The sequence below is a fragment of the Streptomyces lincolnensis genome, assembly GCF_001685355.1.
Lineage (GTDB): Bacteria > Actinomycetota > Actinomycetes > Streptomycetales > Streptomycetaceae > Streptomyces > Streptomyces lincolnensis.
In genome coordinates, this window is sequence record NZ_CP016438.1 from 8,323,991 (window position 1) to 8,348,091 (window position 24,101).

General features: G+C 72.2%; 22 protein-coding genes. 14 read left to right on the forward strand and 8 right to left on the reverse strand.

From position 1 onward, the window contains the following. Window positions 1-27: 27 nt before the first annotated feature. Together SLINC_RS36795 and SLINC_RS36800 are read right to left on the reverse strand one after the other, a co-directional pair. Entirely contained in the window at window positions 28-648 is a 621-nt protein-coding gene (locus tag SLINC_RS36795; RefSeq protein WP_067442668.1) for a DedA family protein, read from the reverse strand. Then, complete coding sequence (locus SLINC_RS36800) at window positions 645-1,418, reverse strand: MBL fold metallo-hydrolase (RefSeq protein ID WP_067442669.1); 774 nt, start codon at window positions 1,416-1,418, stop codon at window positions 645-647. Before SLINC_RS36800 ends, SLINC_RS36795 begins: the two co-directional genes overlap by 4 nt. An 83-nt stretch (window positions 1,419-1,501) precedes the next feature. On the opposite strand from SLINC_RS36800, the gene SLINC_RS36805 reads away from it, so the two are divergent. The 8 genes from SLINC_RS36805 (at window position 1,502) to dnaK (ending at window position 12,006) form a co-directional block, all read left to right on the forward strand. After that, window positions 1,502-1,903, forward strand: coding sequence for a hypothetical protein (locus SLINC_RS36805; protein WP_067442671.1), 402 nt, complete (start codon window positions 1,502-1,504; stop codon window positions 1,901-1,903). A gap of 117 nt (window positions 1,904-2,020) precedes the next feature. Beyond that, window positions 2,021-4,120, forward strand: a complete 2,100-nt coding sequence (locus SLINC_RS36810; RefSeq protein ID WP_107406733.1) for a phage holin family protein — start codon at window positions 2,021-2,023, stop codon at window positions 4,118-4,120. Between the two features lie 343 nt (window positions 4,121-4,463). Further along, entirely contained in the window at window positions 4,464-5,525 is a 1,062-nt protein-coding gene (locus SLINC_RS36815; protein WP_067442675.1) for an ATP-binding protein, read from the forward strand. Between the two features lie 59 nt (window positions 5,526-5,584). After that, complete coding sequence (locus SLINC_RS36820; protein WP_225988533.1) at window positions 5,585-7,315, forward strand: vWA domain-containing protein; 1,731 nt, start codon at window positions 5,585-5,587, stop codon at window positions 7,313-7,315. An 86-nt stretch (window positions 7,316-7,401) separates the two neighbouring features. Next, window positions 7,402-7,830 (forward strand): OsmC family protein, encoded by a 429-nt coding sequence (locus SLINC_RS36825; RefSeq protein ID WP_067446101.1) that lies wholly within the window; start codon window positions 7,402-7,404, stop codon window positions 7,828-7,830. A 104-nt stretch (window positions 7,831-7,934) separates the two neighbouring features. After that, window positions 7,935-9,308 (forward strand): hypothetical protein, encoded by a 1,374-nt coding sequence (locus SLINC_RS36830; RefSeq protein WP_067442679.1) that lies wholly within the window; start codon window positions 7,935-7,937, stop codon window positions 9,306-9,308. A 7-nt stretch (window positions 9,309-9,315) separates the two neighbouring features. After that, on the forward strand, window positions 9,316-10,074 hold the full coding sequence (locus SLINC_RS36835) for a glycerophosphodiester phosphodiesterase family protein (RefSeq protein WP_067442681.1): 759 nt from the start codon (window positions 9,316-9,318) through the stop codon (window positions 10,072-10,074). A gap of 60 nt (window positions 10,075-10,134) precedes the next feature. Then, window positions 10,135-12,006: a molecular chaperone DnaK gene (gene dnaK, locus SLINC_RS36840; protein ID WP_067442683.1), complete on the forward strand. Its 1,872-nt coding sequence runs from the start codon at window positions 10,135-10,137 to the stop codon at window positions 12,004-12,006. A 16-nt stretch (window positions 12,007-12,022) separates the two neighbouring features. Here dnaK and narJ read toward each other — a convergent pair whose 3' ends face one another. Continuing rightward, the gene (gene narJ, locus SLINC_RS36845; RefSeq protein WP_067442684.1) at window positions 12,023-12,496 is read right to left on the reverse strand and encodes a nitrate reductase molybdenum cofactor assembly chaperone; all 474 of its coding nucleotides are present in this window, start codon (window positions 12,494-12,496) and stop codon (window positions 12,023-12,025) included. A 293-nt stretch (window positions 12,497-12,789) separates the two neighbouring features. After that, window positions 12,790-13,653: a helix-turn-helix domain-containing protein gene (locus tag SLINC_RS36850; RefSeq protein WP_067442686.1), complete on the reverse strand. Its 864-nt coding sequence runs from the start codon at window positions 13,651-13,653 to the stop codon at window positions 12,790-12,792. 225 nt (window positions 13,654-13,878) lie between these two features. On the opposite strand from SLINC_RS36850, the gene SLINC_RS36855 reads away from it, so the two are divergent. Beyond that, the gene (locus tag SLINC_RS36855) at window positions 13,879-14,304 is read left to right on the forward strand and encodes a hypothetical protein (RefSeq protein WP_067442688.1); all 426 of its coding nucleotides are present in this window, start codon (window positions 13,879-13,881) and stop codon (window positions 14,302-14,304) included. Here the strand turns inward: SLINC_RS36855 and SLINC_RS36860 are convergent. Then, window positions 14,286-15,116 (reverse strand): helix-turn-helix domain-containing protein, encoded by an 831-nt coding sequence (locus SLINC_RS36860; RefSeq protein WP_067442690.1) that lies wholly within the window; start codon window positions 15,114-15,116, stop codon window positions 14,286-14,288. The genes SLINC_RS36855 and SLINC_RS36860 overlap by 19 nt on opposite strands. 29 nt (window positions 15,117-15,145) lie before the next feature. On the opposite strand from SLINC_RS36860, the gene SLINC_RS36865 reads away from it, so the two are divergent. From SLINC_RS36865 to SLINC_RS36875, 3 genes are all read left to right on the forward strand, one after another. Beyond that, complete coding sequence (locus SLINC_RS36865; protein WP_067442692.1) at window positions 15,146-16,213, forward strand: ADP-ribosylglycohydrolase family protein; 1,068 nt, start codon at window positions 15,146-15,148, stop codon at window positions 16,211-16,213. Window positions 16,214-16,311: 98 nt separating this feature from the next. Further along, window positions 16,312-16,617, forward strand: a complete 306-nt coding sequence (locus SLINC_RS36870) for a 4a-hydroxytetrahydrobiopterin dehydratase (protein ID WP_067442693.1) — start codon at window positions 16,312-16,314, stop codon at window positions 16,615-16,617. 31 nt (window positions 16,618-16,648) lie between these two features. Then, window positions 16,649-17,392 (forward strand): class I SAM-dependent methyltransferase, encoded by a 744-nt coding sequence (locus SLINC_RS36875; RefSeq protein ID WP_067442695.1) that lies wholly within the window; start codon window positions 16,649-16,651, stop codon window positions 17,390-17,392. Here SLINC_RS36875 and SLINC_RS36880 read toward each other — a convergent pair. Together SLINC_RS36880 and SLINC_RS36885 are read right to left on the reverse strand one after the other, a co-directional pair. Continuing rightward, a complete protein-coding gene (locus SLINC_RS36880) occupies window positions 17,376-17,837 on the reverse strand; it encodes a hypothetical protein (RefSeq protein WP_067442698.1) in 462 nt (153 codons plus the stop codon). The two genes, SLINC_RS36875 and SLINC_RS36880, sit on opposite strands and share 17 nt — an antisense overlap. Continuing rightward, window positions 17,834-18,313, reverse strand: a complete 480-nt coding sequence (locus tag SLINC_RS36885) for a hypothetical protein (protein ID WP_067442700.1) — start codon at window positions 18,311-18,313, stop codon at window positions 17,834-17,836. The genes SLINC_RS36880 and SLINC_RS36885 overlap by 4 nt, the downstream gene beginning before the upstream one ends. A gap of 39 nt (window positions 18,314-18,352) precedes the next feature. On the opposite strand from SLINC_RS36885, the gene SLINC_RS36890 reads away from it, so the two are divergent. Together SLINC_RS36890 and SLINC_RS36895 are read left to right on the forward strand one after the other, a co-directional pair. Beyond that, the gene (locus tag SLINC_RS36890) at window positions 18,353-19,303 is read left to right on the forward strand and encodes a helix-turn-helix transcriptional regulator (RefSeq protein ID WP_067442702.1); all 951 of its coding nucleotides are present in this window, start codon (window positions 18,353-18,355) and stop codon (window positions 19,301-19,303) included. 40 nt (window positions 19,304-19,343) lie between these two features. Then, window positions 19,344-21,242 (forward strand): rhamnogalacturonan lyase, encoded by a 1,899-nt coding sequence (locus SLINC_RS36895; protein WP_067442705.1) that lies wholly within the window; start codon window positions 19,344-19,346, stop codon window positions 21,240-21,242. Window positions 21,243-21,291: 49 nt separating this feature from the next. On the opposite strand, the gene SLINC_RS36900 is transcribed toward SLINC_RS36895, so the two are convergent. Then, entirely contained in the window at window positions 21,292-23,934 is a 2,643-nt protein-coding gene (locus tag SLINC_RS36900) for a cellulose binding domain-containing protein (protein WP_067442708.1), read from the reverse strand. Window positions 23,935-24,101: the final 167 nt, after the last annotated feature.

Sequence of the window (24,101 nt, forward strand, 5' to 3'; positions counted from 1 at the left end):
GAAGCACCCGCACCCCGCAACGAACCCTCACCCAGCAGACCGAACCCGTTTCCACAGGCTGGGCGCCGCACTGATCACCACAGTCAGCGCGACCGCCGCAACAACGCCCTCCCACGGCTCCTTGAACAAAGACCCCCCGAGAATCCCGATCACCTGATACGTCACCGCCCAGGCCAGGCATGCCGGCGCGTTCCCCCGCACGAATCGCCGCAGCGGCCACTTCGCCATCAGGCAGGCCAACATCACCGGGATACGACCAGCAGGCACCAGCCGGGACAGCACCAGCACGGACACCCCGTGCTCGGCCAGCTTCCCCTGGGCCTGGGCGAGCCGCTCCTCCGGTGCCCGGGACCGGATCGCCTCCAGCCACCGCGACCCGTTCTTCGACCCCATCCCGCGCCGCCCCAGCCAGTACAGGGCGATGTCACCGAGAAACGCGGCCAGCGAAGCGGTGACGAACACGAACAGCAGGGCGAACGGCAAGGACTGGTGAAAGGCCACCACCGCCGCCGAACTCACCAACGCCCCCGTCGGCACGACCGGCACCAACGCACCCAGGAACACGAGCAGGAACAACGTCGGATACCCGATCGCCTGCTGCGTGGACTCCGGCGTCACCCCCGTCGAGGTGGCGGCCAGCCAGATCACCGTGCGACCTCCAGCCGCACGCTCTCCCCGTGTCCGAGCCGGTGCACCTCGGTCTCCGGCGCGCGCTCGGCCGCCAGGCGCACGAACTCCTCGCCCGGAGTGTGGAACTCGTGCGGGCGCACCGCGTCCATCCCGATCGGCCAGTACGTGCCGTAGTGCACCGGCACAGCGCTGCGCGGACCCAGTCGCGCCAGTGCCTCCACGGCGCGCCCCGCGTCCAGGTGGCCCTCGCCGAGGTACGGCCCCCAGCCACCCACCGGCAGCAGCGCCACGTCGACCGGCCCGACCTCCTTGGCCATGTCGTCGAACAGACCGGTGTCCCCGGCGAAGTAGGTGCGGGCCTCGCCCTCCACGACGTAGCCGAGCGCGGGGGAGCGGTGCGGTCCCAGCGGCAGCCGGCGCCCGTCGTGCAGGGCGGGTACCACGCGTATCAGCAGGTCGCCGACGCGTGTCTCGTCCCCGGGTGCCACCTCGTGGAGCTGGAGATGGGCGAGCCGGCGCAGCCCCGGTACCTGCCGTGGTGCGCCCCGGGGCACGAGCAGGCGCGTGCCCGGTGCGAGCCGCGCCAGCGAGGGGACGTGCAGATGGTCGGCGTGCAGATGGGAGACCAGGGCCACGTCCGCGCGCCAGGCGGTCGGCGGCGGCAGCGCGCCGCGGCGGCGCCGCAGATGCGCCAGCCTGCGGGCGAACAGAGGGTCGGTGAGCACGCGCACGTTCGAATCCGTGAGCGTGCAGGTGGCGTGACCCCACCAGGTGATCTCCACCGGCACCTCTTTGCCTCCTTCGCGCGACTCCCCGAAGCCTACGGGCTGGAGTAGGGTCGGCGGCGAAACCCGGAGGTGAGGGGGACACCATGGGACCGGTTCGGGTCACGGCGATCGCGAGCCTGACGCCGCTCGAGGAGCTGGACGCGGATCCCTTCCTGGTGGACTCCCGCAGCCAGCACGCGATGTGCGCCCGCTGGGCCGCCGAGCGGGGCTACACCGTCCGACGGGAGCTGCTGGTCCGCGGACTGCGCCCCGACCACTGCGTGCTGTGGGACGGCGTGCGGCCGGGCACCGACCTCTTCGTGGCGCCCAGCCGCCGGGTCCTGGAAAGTGCCCTGTCCTCCGTGGAGGAGTTCCTCGACGAGTGCCGCCGCCGCGGGGTGGGGGTCGAGACGGTCGGTTCCGCGGAACCCTCGTACGACGCCCAGATGAAGGCCCGCGTCCACCGCCGGCTGTCGATGCCGACCGCCGGATACGACGGCCGCTGACCCGCCCCCGGCCCCCGGCCCACGGCCGCCGGTCCGCGCCGGATCCCGCGATCGCCCGGCAGCCCGTATGACAGGCTTGGGCCGAGCCCGCACCGACGACGGGCCGGGACGTGAGGTGTGCTGGGCGTGGGTGGAGGGCGTTGGCGCCGGGTCGCCAGTCAGATCGGGCGGAGCGTCGCGGTGTGGGTCGTCTCCACCCTCACGATGCTGCTGCTGGCCGGGATCCTGCCGGACTTCCGGCTCCAGTCCGCCGACGGCGACAGCGCCACCCGGATCGCCGTCACCGCCGCGTTCGGCGCCGGCGCCTTCGGTCTGCTGTCGGCGCTGGTGTGGCCGCTCCTGGTCAGGCTGCTGCTGCTCGTGCCGGCACTCGTCCTCGGCCTGCTGGTCTTCTTCCTCAACGGCGCCCTGCTGCTCCTCGCGCTGCGCCTGAACCCGGCCGAGCAGGGCGACGCCGCCCCGGAGACCGCGGTCGTGGTCGCCGCCGTGATGTCCGCCGTCGCCTCGGCCACCGGCGCCGCCCTGGCCGTACGCGACGACGACGCCTACCGGCGCCGGCTGTACCGGCTCGCCGACCGCCGCCGCAGATCCGGCCCGGCCTCGCCCGCCAGTCCGGGCATGGTCTTCATCCAGCTCGACGGTGTCGGCCATGACGTGCTGCTCGACGCGGTCGGCCGGGGCCTGATGCCCACCGTGGCCCGCTGGCTGGCCAAGAGCGGCACCGACACGGGGCGCCGCGAGCCCACCCACCGGCTCACCCACTGGCGCACCGACTGGTCCAGCCAGACCGGCGCCAGCCAGCTCGGCATCCTGCACGGCAGCAACCACGACGTGCCCGCCTTCCGCTGGTACGAGAAGGACCGCCGGGAGGTGATGGTCTGCAACCGCCCGACCAGCGCCGCCGAGCTCCAGCGCCGCGCCGTCGAGGCCACCGGCGACGGCGGACTGCTCACCGTCGACGGCGCGAGCCGCGGCAACCTCTTCAGCGGCGGCGCCGACGAGCAGGCCCTCGTGCTCTCCATCGCCGCCCGCCGCCGCAGCCGCGAAACGCGTTCCCGGGCGGGCTACTTCGCCTACTTCTCCGACCCGGCCAACGCGGTACGCACCGCGATGTCCTTCGTCGCCGAGGTGGGCCGCGAGATCGGCCAGTCCACCCGGACCCGCGTCCACCAGGTCCGCCCGCGCGTGGGACGCGGCGGCCTCTACCCGTTGATCCGCGCCTTCGCGACCGTCGTCGAACGCGATGTCGTCGTCGCCGCGGTGACGGGCGACATGCTCGCCGGCCGCACCGCCGTCTACGCCGACCTGGTCGCCTACGACGAGGTGGCCCACCACTCGGGGCCGGCCAGTCGCGACGCCGCCAAGGTCCTCGAACGCCTCGACCGCTCCCTGGCGTTGATCGAGAACGTCGCCGAGCACGCCCCGCGCCGGTACCGCATCGTCGTCCTGTCCGACCACGGCCAGAGCCCCGGCGAGACCTTCCGCACCCGCTACGGCCTCACCCTCGGCGACCTGGTCCGGGCCGGCTGCGGACTGCCCGTGCCGCGCCGCGCCGAGCGCACCCACAGCGGCGCCGAGGCCCGCGCCGCGGTCCGCGCCGCACTGCGCCGGCCGGTCGAGGAGGGCGGCGAGCAGTTCCGCCCCTCCAGCCGCCGCTCCGAGCCGATCGTGCTGGCCTCCGGCAACCTCGGCCTGGTGTCCTTCCCCGACGTGCCGCACCGCATGAGCAAGGAGGAGATCGACGCCCGTCATCCCGCCCTGCTGACCACCCTCGCCAACCACCCCGGCATCGGCTTCCTGCTGGTGCGCAGCGAGGAGCACGACGGGGTGATCCTCGGCCCCTTCGGCACCGAGATCCCCCTGGACGAACTCGACGACAACCCCGGTCCGTTGGCGGACTTCGGTCCCGGTGCCGTCGACGCCGTCCGGCGCACCCACTCCTTCCCGCACACGGCCGACATCATGGTCAACTCCTGGTACGACCCGGCCGACGGCGAGGTGCTCGCCTTCGAGGAGCAGATCGGCTCGCACGGCGGACTCGGCGGCGCCCAGGGCAGGCCGTTCCTGCTGTCGCCGCTCGGCCTGTCCGCACCCGTCGAGGACGGGCAGGAACTCGCCGGCGCCGAGCACATCCACCGCGTCCTGCGCCGCTGGCTGCGCGAGGCCGACGGACCGCAGATCCCCCTGGCGGCGCGCCAGGACAGACGCGCCGCCTGAACCCACGCCCTCCGCCCGCTCCTTTCGTACCCCCATGAACGAAAGAAGCGGCCGCCTGAACCCACGCCCTCCGCCCGCTCCTTTCGTACCCCCATGAACGAAAGAAGCGGTGTCCCACGGAGGACCGTCGCTCACCGTGCCACCCCCGGGCGGCTTTGCCCAGGGCACATTCCGGTCACCCCGGGGGTCTCGCCCCGCCCCACCCGTCGGCGGCTCCGGTGGTACGGGCCGCGCCGCCGCCCGCCGGAAAATCGGCTGCGCCGGATGACCGCCGCGCGCAGACTGTTCGCATCGCACATCGCGCACCTGCGCGCCTCGATCGAACACTCCCAGGAGCCACTTCTTGCAGGCAGCCGTCACCGTCACGCCCTCCCGTCTCCCCGAACTGCTGCTCGGCCTCGCCACCGTGCGGCCGGTCTTCGTCTGGGGCGCCCCCGGAATCGGGAAGTCCTCCCTGGTACGGGAGTTCGCCGAGTCCCTGGGCCTGGAGTGTGTGAGCCTGCTGGGCACCCAGCTCGCCCCCGAGGACCTGATCGGCGTGCCGCAGATCCGTGACGGGCGCTCGGTGTTCTGCCCGCCGGAGTCCATCGCCCGCGACGAGCCGTACTGCCTGTTCCTGGACGAGCTGAACGCGGCCACCCCGGACGTGCAGAAGGCGTTCTACTCGCTGATCCTGGACCGCCGTATCGGCACTTACGAACTCCCCAGGGGGTCGATCGTCATCGGCGCCGGCAACCGGGCCACCGACAACGCCCTGGCCCGCCCGATCGCCTCCGCGCTCGTCAACCGCCTCACCCACGTCCACCTGGACGCCTCCCCCAAGGACTGGCTGGTCTGGGCCGCGGAGCACGGCATCCACCCCTGGATCCTGGACCACGTCACCGACCGACCCGACCACCTGTGGTCCAAGCCGCCGAAGACGGAGGAGCCGTTCTCCACGCCCCGCTCCTGGCACATGCTCTCCGACGCGCTGCACTCCTTCGGCCAGGGCCTGGACGAGGAGACCCTGAAGGTCCTCGCGCACGGCACCCTGACGCCGGCCCACGCGACCGCGTTCTGCGGCTACGTCAAGATCGTGCGCAGCCAGTACGGCATCGAGGCGATCATCAAGGGCGACGCCCGCTGGCCGAACCGGCTGGAGGACCGCGACCTGCTCTACTACCTCGCCGACTCCTTCCGCGGCCGTCTGATCCAGGAACTGCCGGTCAGCAAGGACCACATGTCGGCGAACGGCCGCCAGACCGCCTACCGCGCCAAGTCGCTGCTCGTGCAGCTCGCGGAGATCTCCGTCGAGGTGGCCCAGACCGTCATCGCCTCCGACCTCGACGGCAACCCCGTACTGCCCTCGTGGTTCCTCGTCGAGGCGGCGCGGGACATGCCGCGGCTCGTGGAGGCGCGCCGGTGAGCCGCAGGACGGCCGCGCGCAAGAAGCGGGATCTCGCCGGCGAGGCCTTCGCCGAGGGCATGCGGCTGATGAAGGCGAATCCCGCCCTCGCGGCCGTCGAGTTCGACGTCTGCCGTCACGAGGAGTGCCGCCTCGCGCCCCGGGACGGTCTCGTGGTCGTCGACTCCGACGGCGACCTGCACGCCCACCCCGCCCGGCTGGCCGAGCCCGCCGCGTGGGCGTGGGCGCTCGCCCACGCCGTCCTCCACCTGGGCTTCGGACACGTCCCGGCGGTGAAGGGCGAGCGCACCCAGCCCGACCGGTACGACCTCGCGGCCCGCTGCGTGGTCGTCAACCGCTTCCTGCTCGGCTTCCCGGTCGGCGAGACACCCGAGCACCTGCCCGCCGCCTACCCCGACGGCGACGAGGAGCAACTCGCCGCCCGCTGGCGGCGCGACGGCATCCCGGCCGTCTACGAACACTGCGGTACGGCGGGCCCCGAGCCCGACCAGCTGTTGCTGCCGTGGGCGGGCTGGTCCCAGCCTCCCGACTGGCAGCTGGCGTTCGCCACCGCTCTGACCCGGACGGTGTCCGCCGCGATGGACATGGCGGGCGGCCGCCGTGACTCCCTCAGCGGGCAACTGGCCCCGCAACGCCCCTGGGAGAAGGCGCTGAGCTGGTTCGTCTCCTCCTACCCCCTGCTCGGCGGCGTCGCGGCGGGCATCAAGCTGGTCGCCGACGCCGAGGTCGCCCATGCCCACGGCATCGCGATCGCCGCCGTCAACGCCGAGGCCGCGGAGATCTACATCAATCCGCTGCGCCGGTTCGACGACGAGGAATGGCGGTTCATCCTCGCCCACGAGATGCTCCACGCCGCCCTGCGCCACGGCGACCGCTGCGGCGCCCGCGACCCCTACCTCTTCAACATCGCCTGCGACTACGTCATCAACGGCTGGCTGGACGAGATGCAGGTCGGCACCATGCCCGAGGGGCTGCTGCACGACCAGAGCCTCGCCGGCCTGTCCTCCGAGGAGGTCTACGACCGTATCGCCGGCGACCTGCGCCGCATGCGCCGGCTGGCCACCCTCCGCGGCAAGGGCGCCGGCGACATCCTGGGCGCTCCGCTCGGCCCGCCCCGTGACCACGTCGACCTCGACGAGTTCTACCGACGGGGCCTGCGCCAGGGCCTGGACCTGCACCAGCGGCAGGAGCGCGGCTTCCTGCCCGGCGGCCTGGTCGAGGAGATCCGCGCGCTCAGCCACCCGCCGCTGCCCTGGGACGCGCGACTGGCCCGCTGGTTCGACGAGTTCGTGCCGCGCCCCGAGCCGGTGCGGACCTACGCCCGCCCCGCGCGCCGCCAGGCCGCCACCCCCGACATCCCTCGGGCGGGACGGTACTTCCCGCCCGAGGAGATCGCCCGCTGCACCTTCGGCGTCGTCCTGGACACCTCCGGCTCGATGGACCGGGTGCTGCTCGGCAAGGCTCTCGGCGCCATCGCCTCGTACGCCGAGGCCCGGGACGTGCCGGCCGCGCGGGTCGTGTTCTGCGACGCGGCCCCGCACGACGCCGGCTATCTCCCGGTCACCGAGATCGCCGGCCGGGTGCGGGTGCACGGCCGCGGCGGGACCGTGCTCCAGCCCGGGATCGACCTGCTGCACCGCGCGGACGACTTCCCGCCCGGCGCCCCGGTCCTGGTGATCACCGACGGCTGGTGCGACGTGCTCAGGGTGCGCCGCGAGCACGCCTATCTCATCCCGCGCGGGGCACGACTGCCGTTCACCGCACGTGGGTCGGTCTTTTACGTGAGTTGACCCGGAGTGTGATCGGATGGAGTCCGCAAACCCGGCATCGGGACCGAGAAGGACCCCTCGGATCGGGACCTACGAAAGGAATGACCGTGGCCACCACGCGCTCCGCACACACCGTCTGGGAAGGCAGCCTGCTTGAGGGCGACGGCGTCGTCACCTTCGACTCCTCCGGCGCCATCGGCGAGCAGCCGGTGACGTGGGCCGCCCGCACCCAGGAGGCGAACGGCAAGACCAGCCCCGAGGAGCTGATCGCAGCCGCCCACTCCAGCTGCTTCTCCATGGCGTTCTCGCACGCCCTGGCCGGGGCCGGCACCCCTCCCAGCAAGCTCGTCACCTCCGCCGACGTCACCTTCCAGCCGGGTGAGGGCATCACCGGCATCCACCTCACCGTCGAGGGCACGGTGCCGGGCCTCGACGAGGAGGGCTTCGTCGCCGCCGCCGAGCAGGCCAAGGTCAACTGCCCGGTCAGCCAGGCCCTGAAGGCCGTCCCGATCACCCTGGACGCCAAGCTCGCCTGACGTCGCGGCCGGACGGTGCGCGGGCCGCTCACGAAGGGGCCCGCGCACCGTCGGTTCACGTGCGGGGACGGGGGTATGCATTCGGCGGTGTGGGAGGGAACGCGATGATTCCGGAGACGTCCAGCAGCGCCGCGGCACTCGACTCCGGCACCCGTGAACTCACCCGTGTCCTGGTGCTGTTGAGCCTCACCGGCCGCCTGGGCGAGCGGCGGCCCTCGCTGGGCAGCCTCGTCGACCGGCTCGACTTCGGCCGCTTCGCCCTCCACCTGAAGTCCAGCGAGGCGGTGCTTCCCATGCCGGTGCTGGTCGAGCGGGTGGCACCGGCGGACCTGCGGCTGCCGCACGGCGACCACGGCCTCGACCTGGAGTCCGTCCAGATCGCCGTCCTCGCCACCCCGCGCGGTGACATGACCCTGGCCCTGGACTGCGGATTCGCCGGACGGACCCCGCCCGACGCGCTGGCCGCCTGGCTCGCGACCACCTGCTTCGACCGGGACCGGATCGGGCTCGGCGACCAGCTGCTGCCGGCCGCCCTGAACCGGCGCCTGACGCCCCTGGAGCCGCTCGCCTTCGGGCAGAACGTGCACCAACTCGTCTTCCCCGGCGGCGAGTTGCGCCGGGACCTGCTGGACGCCGACCCGGTCGAGGCGCCCGCCGTGCTGCACCAGATCCTCTATCGCGGCCGCATGGGCGCACCCCTGGCCTCCGTGCCCGCCGTACCGCCCAACCTCAGGAACCACGGCGCCACGCTGTCCGCGCACGGCCGGGGCGTCTCCGTCCACGCCGGCTGGGCCGAGCACGTGGAGAACGGCCTGACCCTGGTCGCCCTCGGTATGGTCTCCGCGCTGGCCGTCCTCCAGCGCACCCGGCTGACCGCCTTCGAGACCATGCGCGCCAACGAACGGGCCGTGGCCGAGTCGCCGTACCAGATCCGCTCGCTGATCTCCCGGCTCTCCGACGGGGTCAACGAACTCCAGCTGGACCTGGCCTTCGGCGTCGAGGCGTACGTCGACAGCCTGCTGATCCCGGAGATGGTCATGGAGGTGTTCCAGTCCTCGCTGCGGGACGCCCTCGGCATCCCCGACAGCCTGGAGAACTCCGCCCGCATGGTCGAGCGCCTCACCTCGGTGATCAGCGCCCGCTCGGCCGCCCTGCAGGCCGAGCTCGCGGAGCGGGACGACCGCAGGGACCGTACGGTGTCGGCGCTGGTCGCGGTGGCCACCGGGATAGCCCTGCCGCCGACGCTGCTGCTCGCGTACTTCGGGGTCAACGCCTCCAACGTGAACAACCGGCGGTCGATCTTCGACCTGCACGCCTACGGCTGGGCGTACGTCCTGGCCTGGCTGCCCTTCGTCGCCCTCGCCGTCGTCGGCTACCTCCTGCTCCGCCGGGTCAGCAGACGCTCCGGCTCCCTGCTGGCCCCGCCCGCCACCGGGCCCGCCCCGGTCCCCGCACCCCGACCGCCGTCCGGAAGCTGACCGCCGTATGACAGGACGACCCGCCGTCTCCGCCCACCGCGGCGGATCCGAGCGCGCCGGTGCCGCCACCCGGGAGGCCTACGAGGACGCGCTGAGCACCGGCGCCGAGTACGTCGAGTTCGACATCCGGCGCACCAAGGACGGCGTCCTCGTCGTCTACCACGACCCCCGGGTGGGGCGCACCGGGCCGCCGCTGAGCGGGATCACCCACGCCGAGCTCAGCGAGCGCGCCGGATATGCCGTGCCGGCCGTGGACGAGGTCATGTCCCTGATCGCCGGGAAGCTCAAGGGGCACCTGGACCTGAAGGAGACCGGCTACGAGCGCGAGCTGATCGGCCGGGCCGTCGCCCTGCTCGGGGAGGACGGCTTCGTCGCCACCACCCTGGAGGACCGTTCCGTCGCCGCCATCACCCGGGACTTCCCGCGCGTGCGCACGGCTCTGTCCCTCGGCCGGGACCGCCGGGAGATCGCCCGGGGCCGGCTGCTGGGCACCCGGCTCGGCGAACTGCTGCCGATGCGCCGGGTGCGGGCCTGCGGCGCGGGCGGGGTGGCCGTGCACCAGCGGCTGGCCCGCACCAGTGTGCTGCGCGAGGCGGTCCGCCACGATCTGTTCACCATGGTGTGGACGGTCAACGACGACACCCTGATGCGGGCCTTTCTCGACCACCCGCGCGTCGACGTCCTGGTCACCGACCGCCCCCGCCGCGCCGTCGCCCTCAGAGGCGCGCTGCACGACGAGCGCCCGCTGGGGTACCCGTCCCCTTGACAGCGGCGCACTCAAGTTTTGTGCTGGAGTGCGGGATCTCCCTGGCGGAAGGGGTCAGTGATGGGACGTGCGGTCGGAATCGATCTCGGGACCACGAACTCCGTGGTGGCCGTCCTGGAGGGCGGCGAACCCACGGTCGTGGCCAACGCGGAGGGGGCCAGGACCACGCCGTCGGTGGTGGCCTTCGCCAAGAACGGCGAGGTGCTCGTCGGCGAGGTCGCCAAACGGCAGGCCGTGACGAACGTCGAGCGCACCGCCCGCTCGGTCAAGCGCCACATGGATGACGCACACTGGCGCTTCCCGGACGAGGGGGACATCGACGGCACCCGCTACCGGGCCCAGGAACTGTCCGCGCGGGTGCTCCAGAAACTCAAGCGGGACGCCGAGTCCTACCTCGGCGAGGACGTCACGGACGCCGTGATCACCGTGCCGGCGTACTTCGACGACACCCAGCGGCAGGCGACCAAGGAGGCCGGGGAGATCGCCGGCCTGAAGGTCCTCAGGATCATCAACGAGCCGACCGCCGCCGCCCTCGCCTACGGCCTGGACCGGGGCGAGGAGCAGACGGTCCTCGTCTTCGACCTGGGCGGCGGCACCTTCGACGTGTCCCTGCTGGAGATCGGCGAAGGCGTCATCGAGGTCAAGGCCACCAACGGCGACACGCACCTCGGCGGCGACGACTGGGACCAGCGGGTCGTCGAGTACCTCGTCAAGCGCTTCAAGGGGCAGTCGGGGGTCGACCTCGGCAGGGACAAGATGGCCCTCCAGCGTCTGCGCGAGGGTGCCGAGAAGGCCAAGATCGAGCTGTCCAGCTCCTCCGAGACGACGATCAACCTGCCCTACATCACCGCCTCCGCCGAAGGGCCCCTGCACCTCGACGAGAAGCTGACCCGCGCCCAGTTCCAGGAGCTGACCGCCGATCTGCTCGACCGCTGCAAGACGCCCTTCCACCAGGCGGTCAAGGACGCCGGCGTGAAGCTCTCGGCCGTCGACCACGTCATCCTCGTCGGCGGCTCGACCCGCATGCCCGCCGTCACCGACCTGGTCAAGGAACTCACCGGCAAGGACCCGCACAAGGGCGTCAACCCGGACGAGGTCGTCGCCGTCGGCGCGGCGCTCCAGGCCGGTGTCATCCGCGGCGACGTCAAGGACGTGCTGCTGCTCGACGTCACCCCGCTGTCCCTGGGCATCGAGACCAAGGGCGGCATCATGACCAAGCTCATCGAACGCAACACCACGATCCCCACCCGCCGTTCGGAGATCTTCACCACCGCCACCGACAACCAGCCCTCGGTGGGCATCCAGGTCTACCAGGGCGAACGCGAGATCGCCGCGTACAACAAGAAGCTCGGCGTCTTCGACCTCACCGGACTGCCGCCCGCGCCGCGCGGGGTGCCGCAGATCGAGGTCGCCTTCGACATCGACGCCAACGGCATCATGCACGTCTCCGCCAAGGACCTGGCCACCGGCCGCGAGCAGAAGATGACCGTCACCGGCGGCTCGGCCCTGCCCAAGGACGACATCGACCGCATGATGCGCGAGGCCGAGCAGTACGCCGAGGAGGACCGGCAACGCCGCGAGGCCGCCGAGACCCGCAACCAGGCCGAGCAACTCGTCTACCAGACCGAGAAGTTCATCCGCGAGAACGAGGAGCGGGTGCCCGCCGACACCAAGGGGGAGGTGGAGTCGGCGGTGGCCGAACTCAAACGGCTCCTCCAGGAGAACGCCGAGACGAACGCCCTGCGCACCGGCGTCGAGAAACTCGCCACCGTCAGCCAGAAGATGGGCCAGGCCATGTACGCGTCGGCCGCCGGATCGGCCGACCAGGAGAGCACACCGCCGGGCGACGACAAGAGCTCCCCCGAGGACGAGGGCGTGGTCGACGCGGAGATCGTCGACGACGAACGGGACCAGAAGGGCGGCGCCGCCTGACGACGGGGGCAGGCCGTCAGCCGCCCGCCCCGGCCCGGGTGGGCGGCAGGGTGGCGCACACGGCGTCCAGGACCGACGCGTACGGTGTGCCGGCGCCGGTGAGCCTGGAGCGCAGCCGCTCCAGGCCGTCGCGGTGCTCGGTGAGCAGGCCGGTGTCGCCGGTGCGGGCCGCGAGCTCCAGCACCGCGGGCAGGAAGTCGGGCAGCTCCTCGCCGGTGAGTTCGAGGCCCGCGGCCCGGTAGGCGTCCTGGAAGCGCACCGGCGGCGTGCCCCGCCACCGGCTCAGGTACAGGCTGTGCCGGTGCTCCGGGCCGAAGACCTGGACGTAGTGCTCGGCCAGCTCCCGGGGTGCCGTCACCGTCGCGTGGTCCACGAACTCCCTGAGCTGCGGGGCCGCTTCACGCAGCAGCGCGAGGCGGGCGCGGAAGTCGTCGTCGGGGTAGGTCAGGCAGAGCGCCGCCGCCTGGTACAGCACAGCGTCCGAGGGCATCCGGCCTCCTTGGCTTCGTCGGCGGTCCGCCGTCGGTGGTCCGCCCCTTCGGGATCCTCGCCGCGCTCGCCCGTGGCTGTCTCGAACCTAGGGCGGCACGGGGGAGCGCACCCGCTGACGGCACCCGTCCGGGTCAGGGCCCGCGGGGGACGGGCACGACGCCTTCCGCCCGGGCGGGCCGTGGCGCCCTCGGGTGCCCGTGCGGCAGGTCTCGCGCGCGCCCCGCGCACCACGCTGCTGTCCGAGGCCAGGATGCGGCGGGCCGACCGGTGGTGTCGGTCCTGTCGGGCCGCTCAGAAGTCCGCGCGGCGGTCCCGCAGGAGCTTCTTCGTGCGCTCCGCCGAGGCCGAGCGCGCCGACATGTGGTCCAGGACCTCCAGGTGCGTGCCGACCTCCTTGCGGGAGTCGAGGTAGAGGGCGCCGGTGAGGTACTCGGTGAAGACCATGTCGGGCAGCTCCGGCTCGGCGAAGCGGAAGAGCGAGAACGGCGCGTACGTGCCCGGGTGGGGGCCCTCCGCGAACTCCGCGATCTGGAGGGTGACCCGGTCCCGCTCGGCGAACTCCAGCAGCTTGTCCAGCTGCCCGGCCATGACCTCGCCGCGGATGCTGACCGGCCGCCGCAGCACCGTCTCGTCCATGATCACCCACAGGTGGGGCGGGTTCTCGCGCTCCAGGAGCCGCTGCCGGGCCATCCGCAGCGACACGTGCCGCTCGATCGTTTCCGCACCGGCCTGGCCGATCGTGCCGGCCTCCAGGACGGCACGCGCGTACTCCTCGGTCTGGAGCAGACCGGGCACGAAGTGCGGCTCGTAGGAGCGGATGATGCGGGCGGCGCCCTCCAGGCTCACGTACAGGCTGAACCATTCGGGCAGCACGTCGTGGAACCGCTGCCACCAGCCGGGCCGGTTCGCCTCCTCGGCCAGCGCGACGAAGGCCTCGGTCTCCTCCTCGGAGACGCCGTAGGTCTCCAGCAGCACCTGCACGTACGGGATCTTCAGTGCGACATCGGCCATCTCCATGCGCCGGACCGTCGCGGGTGCCACCCGCAGCACCTGGGCGGCCTCCTCACGCTTGAGTCCGGCCGCCTCCCGCAGTTCCTGCAGGCGTCTGCCGAGCACCACCTGACCTACGGTGGGCGCGGGACGCCGCTCACTCACGCCACGCCTCCCCTACGCGTCGAAGCTTGCGAGCAGTGTGTCATGTTCACCTGTCAGTCTCAGCGGTCACGGCGGCTTCTTCGTCACCCCTCCATTACCTCACGGGTAATCGACCCGCACCCCGGGCGGACGAGATCGTGGGGTCACCGGGTTCCGGGCCGGCGCACTCCGGCCCGGGATCCGGGTTCCCCACCGCCCACCGACCTCGACGGAGGCTGATCCGCCATGTCCGCATCCCAGCTCGCCGCCCTCGCCCGGACCGCCGACCCGCAGGTCGTGCTGCGCCGCTTCCTGACGCTGGACGCGCTGGTCACCGGGGCGAACGGCCTCGCCTACCTGGCCGTGTCCGGGCCGCTCGGCGACTTCCTCGGCGTCGACTCCGCGCTGCTGCTCGGCCTCGGGGCCTTCCTCCTGGCGTACGCGGCCGGTGTGGGCGTCCTGGCCTCGCGCGGACGGCCGCCGGCGCTCGCCGTCCGGGCCGTGATCGAGGCCAACCTCACCTGGGCGGCGCTCAGTTGCCTGGCGCTCGCGCTGTGGCTGACCCCGAGCACGGCGGGCGCGGTGTGGACGGTCCTCCAGGCGGCCGTCGTGGCGGGGTTCGCGCTGCTCCAGCACATGGCGCTGAGGGCCCGTCAGGGAAGCAGTGAGTGAAGGTACTTGACCGTCGCCGGGTCGGCCGGGAGCAGTGTCTCGATGGCCAGCTCGGCGACGGTCACGTCCATGGGCGTGTTGAAGGTGGAGATGGACGACACGAACGACAGCGTCCGGCCCTCGTGCTCGATCACCATCGGCAGCGCGAAGTGCGCGACGGGCAGGCCGGGTTGCGGCTCGTCGTCCTTCTCGGGCACCGGGTAGGCCGCCACCTCCTCGTACAGCGCCCGCAGCGGCTCCGAGCGGTGCAGGGCGATCTGCCGCTCCATCTGGTCGAGCAGATGCCCGCGCCACGCCCGCCGGTTGCGGATGCGCGGGGCCAGTCCCTGCGGGTGCAGGCTCAGCCGCATCGCGTTCAGCGGCGGGGCGAGCACGGACTCCGGGAGGCCGTCGAGCAGCATCAGGATGCCCCGGTTGGCGGCGACGACGTCGTAGACCGCGTTCACCACGAAGGCCGGGTAGGGCTCGTAGCCCTGGATCAGCTGCTCGATCCCCTCGCGCACGGTGTCCAGCGCGGGGTCGTCCAGCGGGGTCTCGGGGTAGTGGGGCGCGTATCCGGCCGCCAGCAGCAGCGCGTTGCGCTCCCGGACCGGCACGTCCAGGTGCTCGGCCAGCCGCAGCACCATCTCCTCGCTCGGCCGGGAACGGCCCGTCTCGATGAAGCTGATGTGCCGGGCCGAGGAGTCGGCCCGCAGCGCCAACTCCAGCTGGCTGACCCGCCGTTGCTCCCGCCAGGCCCGCAGCAGCGGGCCGACGCCCCGGTCGGAGGGGGTGGTGGTTCGTACGGCCTTGTCGGTCGGGACAATGGTCATACGTACGACGGTAATCGAGGAGTGGGCGCATGAACGGGCCGTGGACGACAGCGAGCGCGGCGGTGCACCGCGCCAGGGTGCGGGGCTGTCTGCTCGGCGGGGCGGTCGGAGACGCCCTCGGCTATCCGGTGGAGTTCTCCTCCCTGGACCGCATCCGGTCCACCCACGGACGGCACGGCGTCACCGGGCTCGTGCCCGGGGCGCATGGCGCGACGGGTCTGGTCAGCGACGACACGCAGATGAGCCTCTTCACCGTGGAGGCCCTGATCCAGGCTCGCGCCCGGGAGCGGGAGAAGGGGATCGGCGGCGCTTGGCCGGTGCTGCTGCGCCAGGCGTACGAGCGCTGGCTGGAGACCCAGTCCAAGCCGGGTCCGGAGCAGGGTGGCGCCCCCACGGGCGGGCTGCTCGGCGAGCTCTGGTTGTACGCCCGACGCGCTCCGGGCAACGCCTGCCTCTCAGGGATCGCCCAGATGTACGCTCCCGACCCGTGGCTCGAACTGGACGGCAAGCCAGGACAGGTCAACCCCGACTCCAAGGGCTGCGGCACGGTCATGCGCTCGGCCCCCTTCGGACTGGTCAACCCCGCAGACGCGGCCTTTCCGATGGCCGCCCGCGGCGCCCAGATCACCCACGGCCACCCCACCGGCTACTACGCGGCGGGCGCACTGGCCGCGATCGTGGCGCATCTCGTCGCCGGCGAGTCCCTGGAGGGCGCGGTCCTGCGCACGCTCCGGCTGCTGGCCCGCCACCCCGGCCACCAGGAGACGACGACCGCCCTGGAACAGGCCCTCGACCTGGCCTCCGAGGGGATGCCGACGGCGGAGAAGCTCGAAACCCTCGGCGCGGGATGGGTCGCCGAGGAGGCCCTCGCCCTCGCCGTGTACTGCGCGCTCGCCGAGCCCGGCGTCGAGCGGGCCCTGCTGCTGTCCGTCAACCACTCCGGCGACAGCGACTCCACCGGCTCCCTCTGCGGCAACCTGCTCGGCGCGCTGCACGGCGACGTGGGTCTGCCGCACGAGTGGGTCCGGCAGATCGAGGGCCGGGCCGTGATCGCCGCGCTCGCCGACGACCTCGCGGCGGAAAGTGTCCGCGGCTGACCCGGGGGAACCCTTCTGACCAGGGCCGCGGCACACCTGCTGTGGCACGCTGAAGAAGCACCGCACCCAGCACCCCGGTTTCAGGAAGGAGCGCGGCCATGCCCCTCGAACCGCTGTCGCAGAAGGAGATCGAGGACCGGCTGGCGGAGCTGCCGGGCTGGTCCGTCGACGGCGACCGGCTCTCCCGGTCCTACCGGCTCGGCACGCACTTCGCCGCGGCGGCGCTGGTCGTCCACATCGCCCAGGTCCAGGAGGAGCTCGACCACCACTCCGACCTCACGCTCGGCTACAACACCGTCTCCCTGAGTGTGAACACGCACAGCGTCGGCGGCGCCGTGACGGAGCGGGACTTCGAGCTCGCACAGAAGGTGGAGGCACTGGCCCCCGGCCACGGAGCCCGCTGAGGCCGGAGCCGGACCACGACAAGGAGCGCCGGTGCTGGACTACGACAAGGAGGCCGACGCCTACGACGACACCCGCGGCGGCGAACCCAGAGCCGCCGCGGCCGCCGAAGCCGTCCTCGGTCTGGTCCCGCCGGGCACCGGCCGGCTCCTCGACGTGGCCTGCGGCACCGGGATCGTGACCAGGCGCCTCGCGACGGCCCGCCCCGGCCTGCGGGTGACCGGCGCGGACCTCACCTACGGCATGGCCCGGATGGCCGCCGTACGCCTGCCCGGGGCCATCGTGCTGGCGGACAGCCGTCGGCTGCCGTTCCCCGACGGGGCCTTCGACGCCGTGAGCAGCGTGTGGCTGCTGCATCTGCTCGACACGGGGGAGGACGTCCGGGCCGCGGTCGCCGAGTGCGCCCGGGTGCTGCGCCCCGGCGGCAGCTACGTCACCACCGTCGACAAGGCCGCCGCGCACGACGTCGGCAGCGATGTCGACAGGGTGCTCGCCCCGCGCCCGCGCCGGCCCGCGCAGGACGCCGCCGGGGCCGTCACGGCGTACGCCGAGGCGCTCGGCCTGGTCCCGGCGGGGCGGGCCCGCTTCCCCGGCCACGGCCAGGGCCGCAGCCCCCGGGGCACCGTCGCGGACCTCGGACGCGGCTGGTTCACCCGCGTCCCGCCCGGCTCGCCGCTCGCCGAACGGTTCGCCGCCCGCCTCGAAGCCCTCCCGGACCAGGACCGCCGCCGACCCGACCCGGTGTTCACCCTCCTGGCGTTCAGGAAGCCCGGCTGAAGTCCATGAACCAGTTGGTCAGCCAGGTCTCCCCGCCGTCCGACGAGAACGCCTGCTCCCAGCGTGCCGTGGTCCGGGAGATCCCCGACCACACGAACCGCACCCGTACGTCCTTTCCGCCGTGGGTGTCGTCGCCGTGGAACACGCCGCGTCCGTCCTCGAAACGGCCGACCACCGGCGGGAACAGCCTTCCGGTGCGGCTGGAGGACCAGTTGAGCGACCACTGCTCGCTCTCCCGGTCGAAGAGCCGCAGCGTCAGCCCCTTCCATCCCTGGCCGGGCACGTCCAGTTCGTCGATGTTCGCGGCGCCGTCGAACAGGCTCCAGCAGCGGCTCGTGGCGGCGAACTCCTCCCAGCCGCTGTCCGGGTCGAGGAAGTCGGTGCGGCGGCGGTGCGCCACGTTCCACTCGCCGTGGAGGAAGTCGAAGTCGTGCGAGCTGCTCATGAACGGTCTCCAGTGGTCCCCGCGGGCAGGGAATCGGTCACATAGGCGTCGAGGTCCGGTACGTCGGGTGCGAGCAGGTGCCGTACCCAGGCATCCCGTTCGTGCAGGATCGGCGGGAGCTCCCACACACAGCCGATCCAGGGCAGGTCCGGAGTGATGAAGTGGGTGGGGTCGTCGTCGGGGCAGCCGAGGGCCGGCTGGCCCGCCGCGGCGCCACGGAAGTGCAGGACGTTGTCCCACACCCAGCTGTAGGCGTTGAGATAGGCGCCGTCGTCGCCGCCCCGGTGCAGGACGACGAAGGTCGCGGGCGGGGTGCCGTCCGGCTCCGGCAGCAGCTCCGGCAGGATCGCGTACGCCGCCTTCTCCACCTCGGGAGCGATGCCGGCCGGGGCGGCGGTGACGTGGTAACGCTTGATGTGCCGGCCGGCCACCGTCAGGGGCGGCGGCACGGTCAGCAGCTTCTCGGTGAAGGCCATGACGCGACGCTAGGCCCGCTTCACTGACATCCTGTGGCAGTGAAAGCCGGCCGACTCGTCTCGATCCTGCTCCTGCTCCAGACCCGGGGCCGGATGACCGCCGCCGACCTCGCCGCGGAGCTGGAGGTCTCCGTCCGCACGGTCTACCGGGACGTCGAGGCCCTGAGCGCGGCCGGCGTCCCGCTCTACGGCGACTCGGGCCACGCCGGCGGCTACCGCCTCCTGGACGGCTACCGCACCCGCCTGACCGGTCTCACCGCGGGCGAGGCCGAGGCGCTCTTCCTCGCCGGCGCCCCCGGCCCCGCCGCCGAACTGGGCCTCGGGTCCGTCCTGGCCGCCGCGCAGCTCAAGGTCCGCGCCGCGCTGCCGCGGGAACTGCGCGCCCATGCCGACCGGATCAGCGGCCGCTTCCATCTCGACGCCCCCGGCTGGTATGCGGACGCCGACGACGTCCCCCACCTGCCCGCGGTCGCCGACGCCGTCTGGAACAGCCGAGTCCTGCACGTGCGGTACCGCCGCTGGCGCGAACCCACCGACGTGGAGCGCCGCCTGGAGCCGTACGGACTCGTCCTGAAGGCGGGCCGCTGGTATGTCGTCGCGGGCCCCGGCCCCCGCACCTTCCGCGTCGACCAGATCCTCGAACTCACCGCCTCCGACGAGGAGTTCACCCGCCCCGACGACTTCGACCTGGCGGCCCACTGGACGGCGTACCAGCGCGACTTCCACGACCGGCTCCACCGCGGCGAGGCGCTCGTCCGGCTGGCCCCGGGGACCGGGCTGCCGCGAGCGGTAGAGGAGGGCCGGGACGAACACGGCTGGACCGTCGCCAGGGTCCCCGTCGAGTCCGTCGAGCACGCCCAGGGCGAGTTCCTGCGCCTCGGCACGGACATCGAGGTCCTGCACCCGCCCGAACTGCGCGAACGCATCGCCCGCACGGTCGCCGAACTGGCCGAAAGATACGGCAACCCGCACGCGCCCGGCGGCGACTGACAGGGAACGGAAGCCATCCGTCCCCCAGGAGGTCCCTCCCGTGCAGCACCCGCACCCCCACCCGGACCCGCGCCCGCGCGGACACCGCAGACGCCGTGTGCTCCTCACCGCGCTGACCGCCACCGCGGCCCTGGTCGGCGCCGGCCTCACCACCCTCGCCACCGGTGACACCGCCGAGGCGGCCACCGCCCGCCAGGTCGAGAAGCTCGACCGCGGTGTCGTCAGCGTGCACACCGACGCCGGCAACCTGGTCAGCTGGCGCTGGCTCGGCACCGACCCGAACGACGTCTCCTTCAACGTCTACCGGGCCGGCACCAAGGTCAACTCCACGCCGGTCACCGGCTCCACCAACTACTTCCACTCCGGCGGCCCCGCCCAGGCCGACTACACGGTCCGCGCGATCGTCGGCGGCGTCGAGCAGGCCGACTCCGTCCACGCCGTCCAACTGCGCACCGGCTACAAGGACGTGCCCATCAGCCCGCCCGCCGGCGGCACCACGCCCGACGGCGTCGCCTACACCTACGAGGCCAACGACGCCTCCGTGGCCGACCTCGACGGCGACGGCGCCCTCGACTTCGTCCTCAAGTGGCAGCCCACCAACGCCAAGGACAACTCCCAGTCCGGCTACACCGGCAACACATATCTCGACGGCGTCAAGCTCGACGGCACCCGCCTGTGGCGCATCGACCTGGGCCGCAACATCCGCTCCGGCGCGCACTACACGCAGTTCCAGGCGTACGACTACGACGGCGACGGCAAGGCCGAGGTCGCCGTGAAGACCGCCGACGGCACCCGGGACGGCACCGGCGCGGTCATCGGCAGTTCCTCCGCCGACCATCGCAACTCCTCCGGCTACATCCTGTCCGGCCCCGAGTTCCTGACCATGTTCAACGGCCAGACCGGCAAGGCCATGCAGAGCGTCGACTACGTCCCGGCCCGCGGCACCGTCTCCTCCTGGGGCGACAACTACGGCAACCGCGTCGACCGCTTCCTCGCGGGCACCGCCTACCTGGACGGCTCCCGCCCGTCGGTGATCATGGCCCGCGGCTACTACACACGCTCGGTCATCGCCGCCTGGGACTGGCGAGGAGGCGCCTTCACCCGCCGCTGGACCTTCGACACCTCCTCCTCCACCAACACCGGCAAGGGCTACGACGGCCAGGGCAACCACAGCCTGTCGATCGCCGACGTCGACGCCGACGGCAGGGACGAGATCGTCTACGGCGCCATGACCGTGGACGACAACGGCTCCGGGCTGTGGACGACGAAGCTCGGCCACGGCGACGCGGGCCACGTCGGCGACCTCAACCCCTCCCGGGCGGGCCTGGAGTACTTCAAGGTCTCGGAGGACTCCAGCAAGCCCGGCTCCTGGATGGCGGACGCGCGCACCGGCCAGATCCTCTGGCAGACCGCCTCCGGCGCCGACAACGGCCGCGGTGTCGCCGCCGACATCCACGCCGGCAGCGCGGGCGCCGAGGCCTGGTCCGCCTCCGACACCACCCTGCGCTCCGCGACCGGGGGCTCCCTCGGCCGGGAGCCGTCCAGCATGAACTTCCTGTCCTGGTGGGACGGCGACACGGTCCGCGAACTCCTCGACGGCACCCGTATCGACAAGTACGGCACCTCGGGCGACACCCGCCTGCTGACCGGCTCCGGTGTCCACTCCAACAACGGCACCAAGGCCACACCGTCCCTGTCCGGCGACATCCTCGGCGACTGGCGCGAGGAGGTCGTCTGGCCGACGTCGAACAACACGGCCCTGCGCCTCTACTCGACGCCGGTCGAGACCGGCACCAAGATCACGACCCTGCTGCACGACACCATGTACCGCACGGCCCTGGCCTGGCAGAACACCGCCTACAACCAGCCGCCGCACCCGAGCTTCTTCATCGGCAACAACATGCCGACGGCTCCCCGCCCCACCGTCTTCACCCCTTGAGGAAGCCGAGGGCGTATGCCGTCTCCGGCATACGCCCTCGGAAGCGGGGTCAGGCCACCGTGCAGCTCTGGTCACCCAGCTTGAACGCGGTCGGTTTCGCGTTCGTCCCCGACGAGTTCCCCGTGAAGCCGAAGCTCACGGACGAGCCCGCGGCCACGTTCCCGTTCCAGCCGACGTTCTTCGCCGTCACCGTCGAACCCGACTGCGCTGCCTCGGCGTTCCACGCCTGGGTCAGCTTCTGGCCGTCGGTGAAGGACCAGGCCAGGGACCAGCCGTTCCACGGGCTGGTGCCGGTGTTGGTGACCTGCACGTCCGCCTGGAAGCCGCCCGACCACTGGCTGGCGACCTTGTACGTCACCTTGCAGGCACCGGCCGGGTCGGGCCCGGGACCCGTGGTGCCGCCGTCGGAGCTGTCGCCGTAGATCACCCCGCGGCCGTTGGTCGACACGTACACCCGGCCGTACACCCGCGGGTCGCCGGTGATGGCATCGCCGGTCCAACCCCACTGGTGGGCGTCGTCGTTGATGCGCGTCCAGGTCGCGCCCTTGTCGGTGGAGCGGAAGATGCCACGCACTCCGGCGATCTTCGCGCTGGTGTAGAGCGTCTGGTAGGAGGCGCCGGGTGCCGCCTTGCCGAAGCCGACGGTGTCGGCCTGCTCGACGTTCGACAGCTTCGTGAAGCTGGTGCCGCCGTCCGTCGAGTGCCACAGGCCGTACGCCCCGTCGCTCGCGCCGCCCGCCAGCCAGACGTCGCCCTTCCCGCCGGGCAGCGCCTTGAAGCGGACGCTGTCACCGCTGGGCAGCCCCGTCGCCGGTGACTCCTTGAACGTCGCGCCGCCGTCCGTACTGACGTAGAACTTCCCGGACTTGAAGCCGTAGAAGGTCTTCGGGTCGACCCGGTCGGACTCGACGAGCGCGCCCGCCGGGATGCCGCTGGAGGCGGTCCAGGACGAACCGAAGCCCGTCGTGTGGTGCACGCCCGCGCCGGTGGGACTCCACACGAAGCGGCTGCCGTCGGCCGCCGCCGCGACCGTGCCGCCGCCGCTGACGCCCGACGGGTCCGTCCCGGCGAACCAGTTGGCGCCGTTGTCGGTCGAGAAGGCGATGTGCGGGCCCGAGTCGAGGTTGCCGACCCGGACGACCGTGCCGGGGTTGGACTCGGCGAAGTCCAGGCTGGTGGTCGTGGTGAAGTTCGGCTGGGTGAACATCATCGACGGCACCTTGGTGAGATCGGTGTGCCGGAACCCGCCGATGTCACCGAGGGCGCTGAGCAGCGGGGCCCCGGACGGGGGAGAGGCGAGATCGAGGACCGCGGTCTCCTCCAGGCCCTGCACCATCGGCTTGATGGTGAACTGGCTTCCGCCGTCCCAGTTCCCCAGGTTCTCCGTGCCGTAGATCGTCGCGCCCGTGCCGTACATCATCCGGTTGGAATTGAACGGGTCGATCTCCAGTGCCTCCGTCATCCAGCCCAGTTTCGGGCTCTGTTCCGGCGGCGACGGGTTCGCGCCCCAGGTCAGCCAGGGCGAGGACGACACGTCCATGGTGTAGCGGTTCGCACGGGTGGGGTACGACGTGTAGTCCCATGCCTTCGTCCAGGTCGCACCGCTGTCCTTGGAGCGGAAGATCTGGGTGTCCGGCCACCAGGAGCTGTAGGCGGTGGCCATGACGGTCCCCGGGTTCTGCCGGTCCACGGTCAGCCCGCTGAAGCCGTAGTAGGTGTCCGCCTCGGCGACCGGACTGATGTCGGTCCAGGTCCCGGTCGCGGTCGCGTACCGCCACAGCCGGCCCTTGCCGCCGTCGTACGGCCCGCCCTTGTCGCTGTAGGCGAGGTACAGATAGCCGTTCTCGGCGTCCAGGACCCCCTTGTGGGCCAGGTACCCGGTCGGCTGTCCGGCGAGCCTGCTCCAGGTCGCGCCCCCGTCCGTCGAGCGGTACACCGCGTTCTGGAGGTCGGCGACCCCGACGTAGACCGTCCGGGTCGCGCTGCCCGCGGTGCCGGTGGACTCGTCGAAGGTGACCCAGGAGATGCCCTGGTTGTCGCTGGAGTACCCGCTGGTGTCGGAGGGGTCCGCCACGTAGTTGCCGACGTTGGGGAAGTTCGTCACCTGCGACCAGGTGGCCCCGGAGTCCGTGGACCGCCACAGCCCCTTGCCGCTGGGCGCGCCCAGATACAGCACGCTGTTGCGGTTCGGGTCGACGGCGAGCCGCTCGCCCATGCCCCGGCCGGGCATGTTGCCGCCCAGCTTGAACGGCAGGTCGGTCTTCTGCCAGGTCGCGCCCCGGTTCGAGGACCTCAGGATCGCCCCGTTGCCGGGGTCCCAGCTGTTGGTGTAGGTACCGGCCGCCACGTACACCTTGTTCGGATCCACCGCGTCGGAGGCCAGGCCCACCACGCCCGTGTGCCCCCAGTCGTCCCAGCCGACCGAGTCCAGCAGCGGTGTCCAGGTTTTCGTCGACTCCTGCCAGCGGTAGGCGCCGCCGATGTCGGTGCGGGCGTAGGCGAGGTTCTTCTCACTACGGTTGAAGACGATGCCGGGGACGAAGCCCCCGCCGTCGATACGCGCGTTCTTCCAGGTGTAGGTGTCGGCGGCGAGGGGCGCCGGCGCGCTCGGCGCGGCCAGCACGGGCGGGGTGCCCGCGAGCAGACCGGCCGCGAGGGCGAGCACGGTCGTGAGGATGCGGGTTCTTCGCACGGGAGGGTCCTTTCCGGATGTGGGGAGAGGGGGGTAAGCGCTTTCCACATGACGCGAAAGGCGCCGGGCGACCCCCAGTGCGGGAGGGGGCCGCCCGGCCGGTCGGCCCCGCCGTCAGGTGGCGGGACCACGTACGCGGAGCCTTCAAGCGGTTCCGCGAGAGAGAC

Coding starts and splice junctions, on each gene's coding strand:
- narJ (WP_067442684.1), bottom strand. CDS start 12,496: ATGCCCTCGGACGCTGTGCTGTACCAGGCGGCGGCGCTCTGCCTGACC.
- SLINC_RS36860 (WP_067442690.1), bottom strand. CDS start 15,116: ATGACCATTGTCCCGACCGACAAGGCCGTACGAACCACCACCCCCTCC.
- SLINC_RS36870 (WP_067442693.1), top strand. CDS start 16,312: ATGCCCCTCGAACCGCTGTCGCAGAAGGAGATCGAGGACCGGCTGGCG.
- SLINC_RS36830 (WP_067442679.1), top strand. CDS start 7,935: ATGATTCCGGAGACGTCCAGCAGCGCCGCGGCACTCGACTCCGGCACC.
- SLINC_RS36880 (WP_067442698.1), bottom strand. CDS start 17,837: ATGAGCAGCTCGCACGACTTCGACTTCCTCCACGGCGAGTGGAACGTG.
- SLINC_RS36835 (WP_067442681.1), top strand. CDS start 9,316: ATGACAGGACGACCCGCCGTCTCCGCCCACCGCGGCGGATCCGAGCGC.
- SLINC_RS36885 (WP_067442700.1), bottom strand. CDS start 18,313: ATGGCCTTCACCGAGAAGCTGCTGACCGTGCCGCCGCCCCTGACGGTG.
- SLINC_RS36820 (WP_225988533.1), top strand. CDS start 5,585: ATGCGGCTGATGAAGGCGAATCCCGCCCTCGCGGCCGTCGAGTTCGAC.
- SLINC_RS36855 (WP_067442688.1), top strand. CDS start 13,879: ATGTCCGCATCCCAGCTCGCCGCCCTCGCCCGGACCGCCGACCCGCAG.
- dnaK (WP_067442683.1), top strand. CDS start 10,135: ATGGGACGTGCGGTCGGAATCGATCTCGGGACCACGAACTCCGTGGTG.
- SLINC_RS36805 (WP_067442671.1), top strand. CDS start 1,502: ATGGGACCGGTTCGGGTCACGGCGATCGCGAGCCTGACGCCGCTCGAG.
- SLINC_RS36865 (WP_067442692.1), top strand. CDS start 15,146: ATGAACGGGCCGTGGACGACAGCGAGCGCGGCGGTGCACCGCGCCAGG.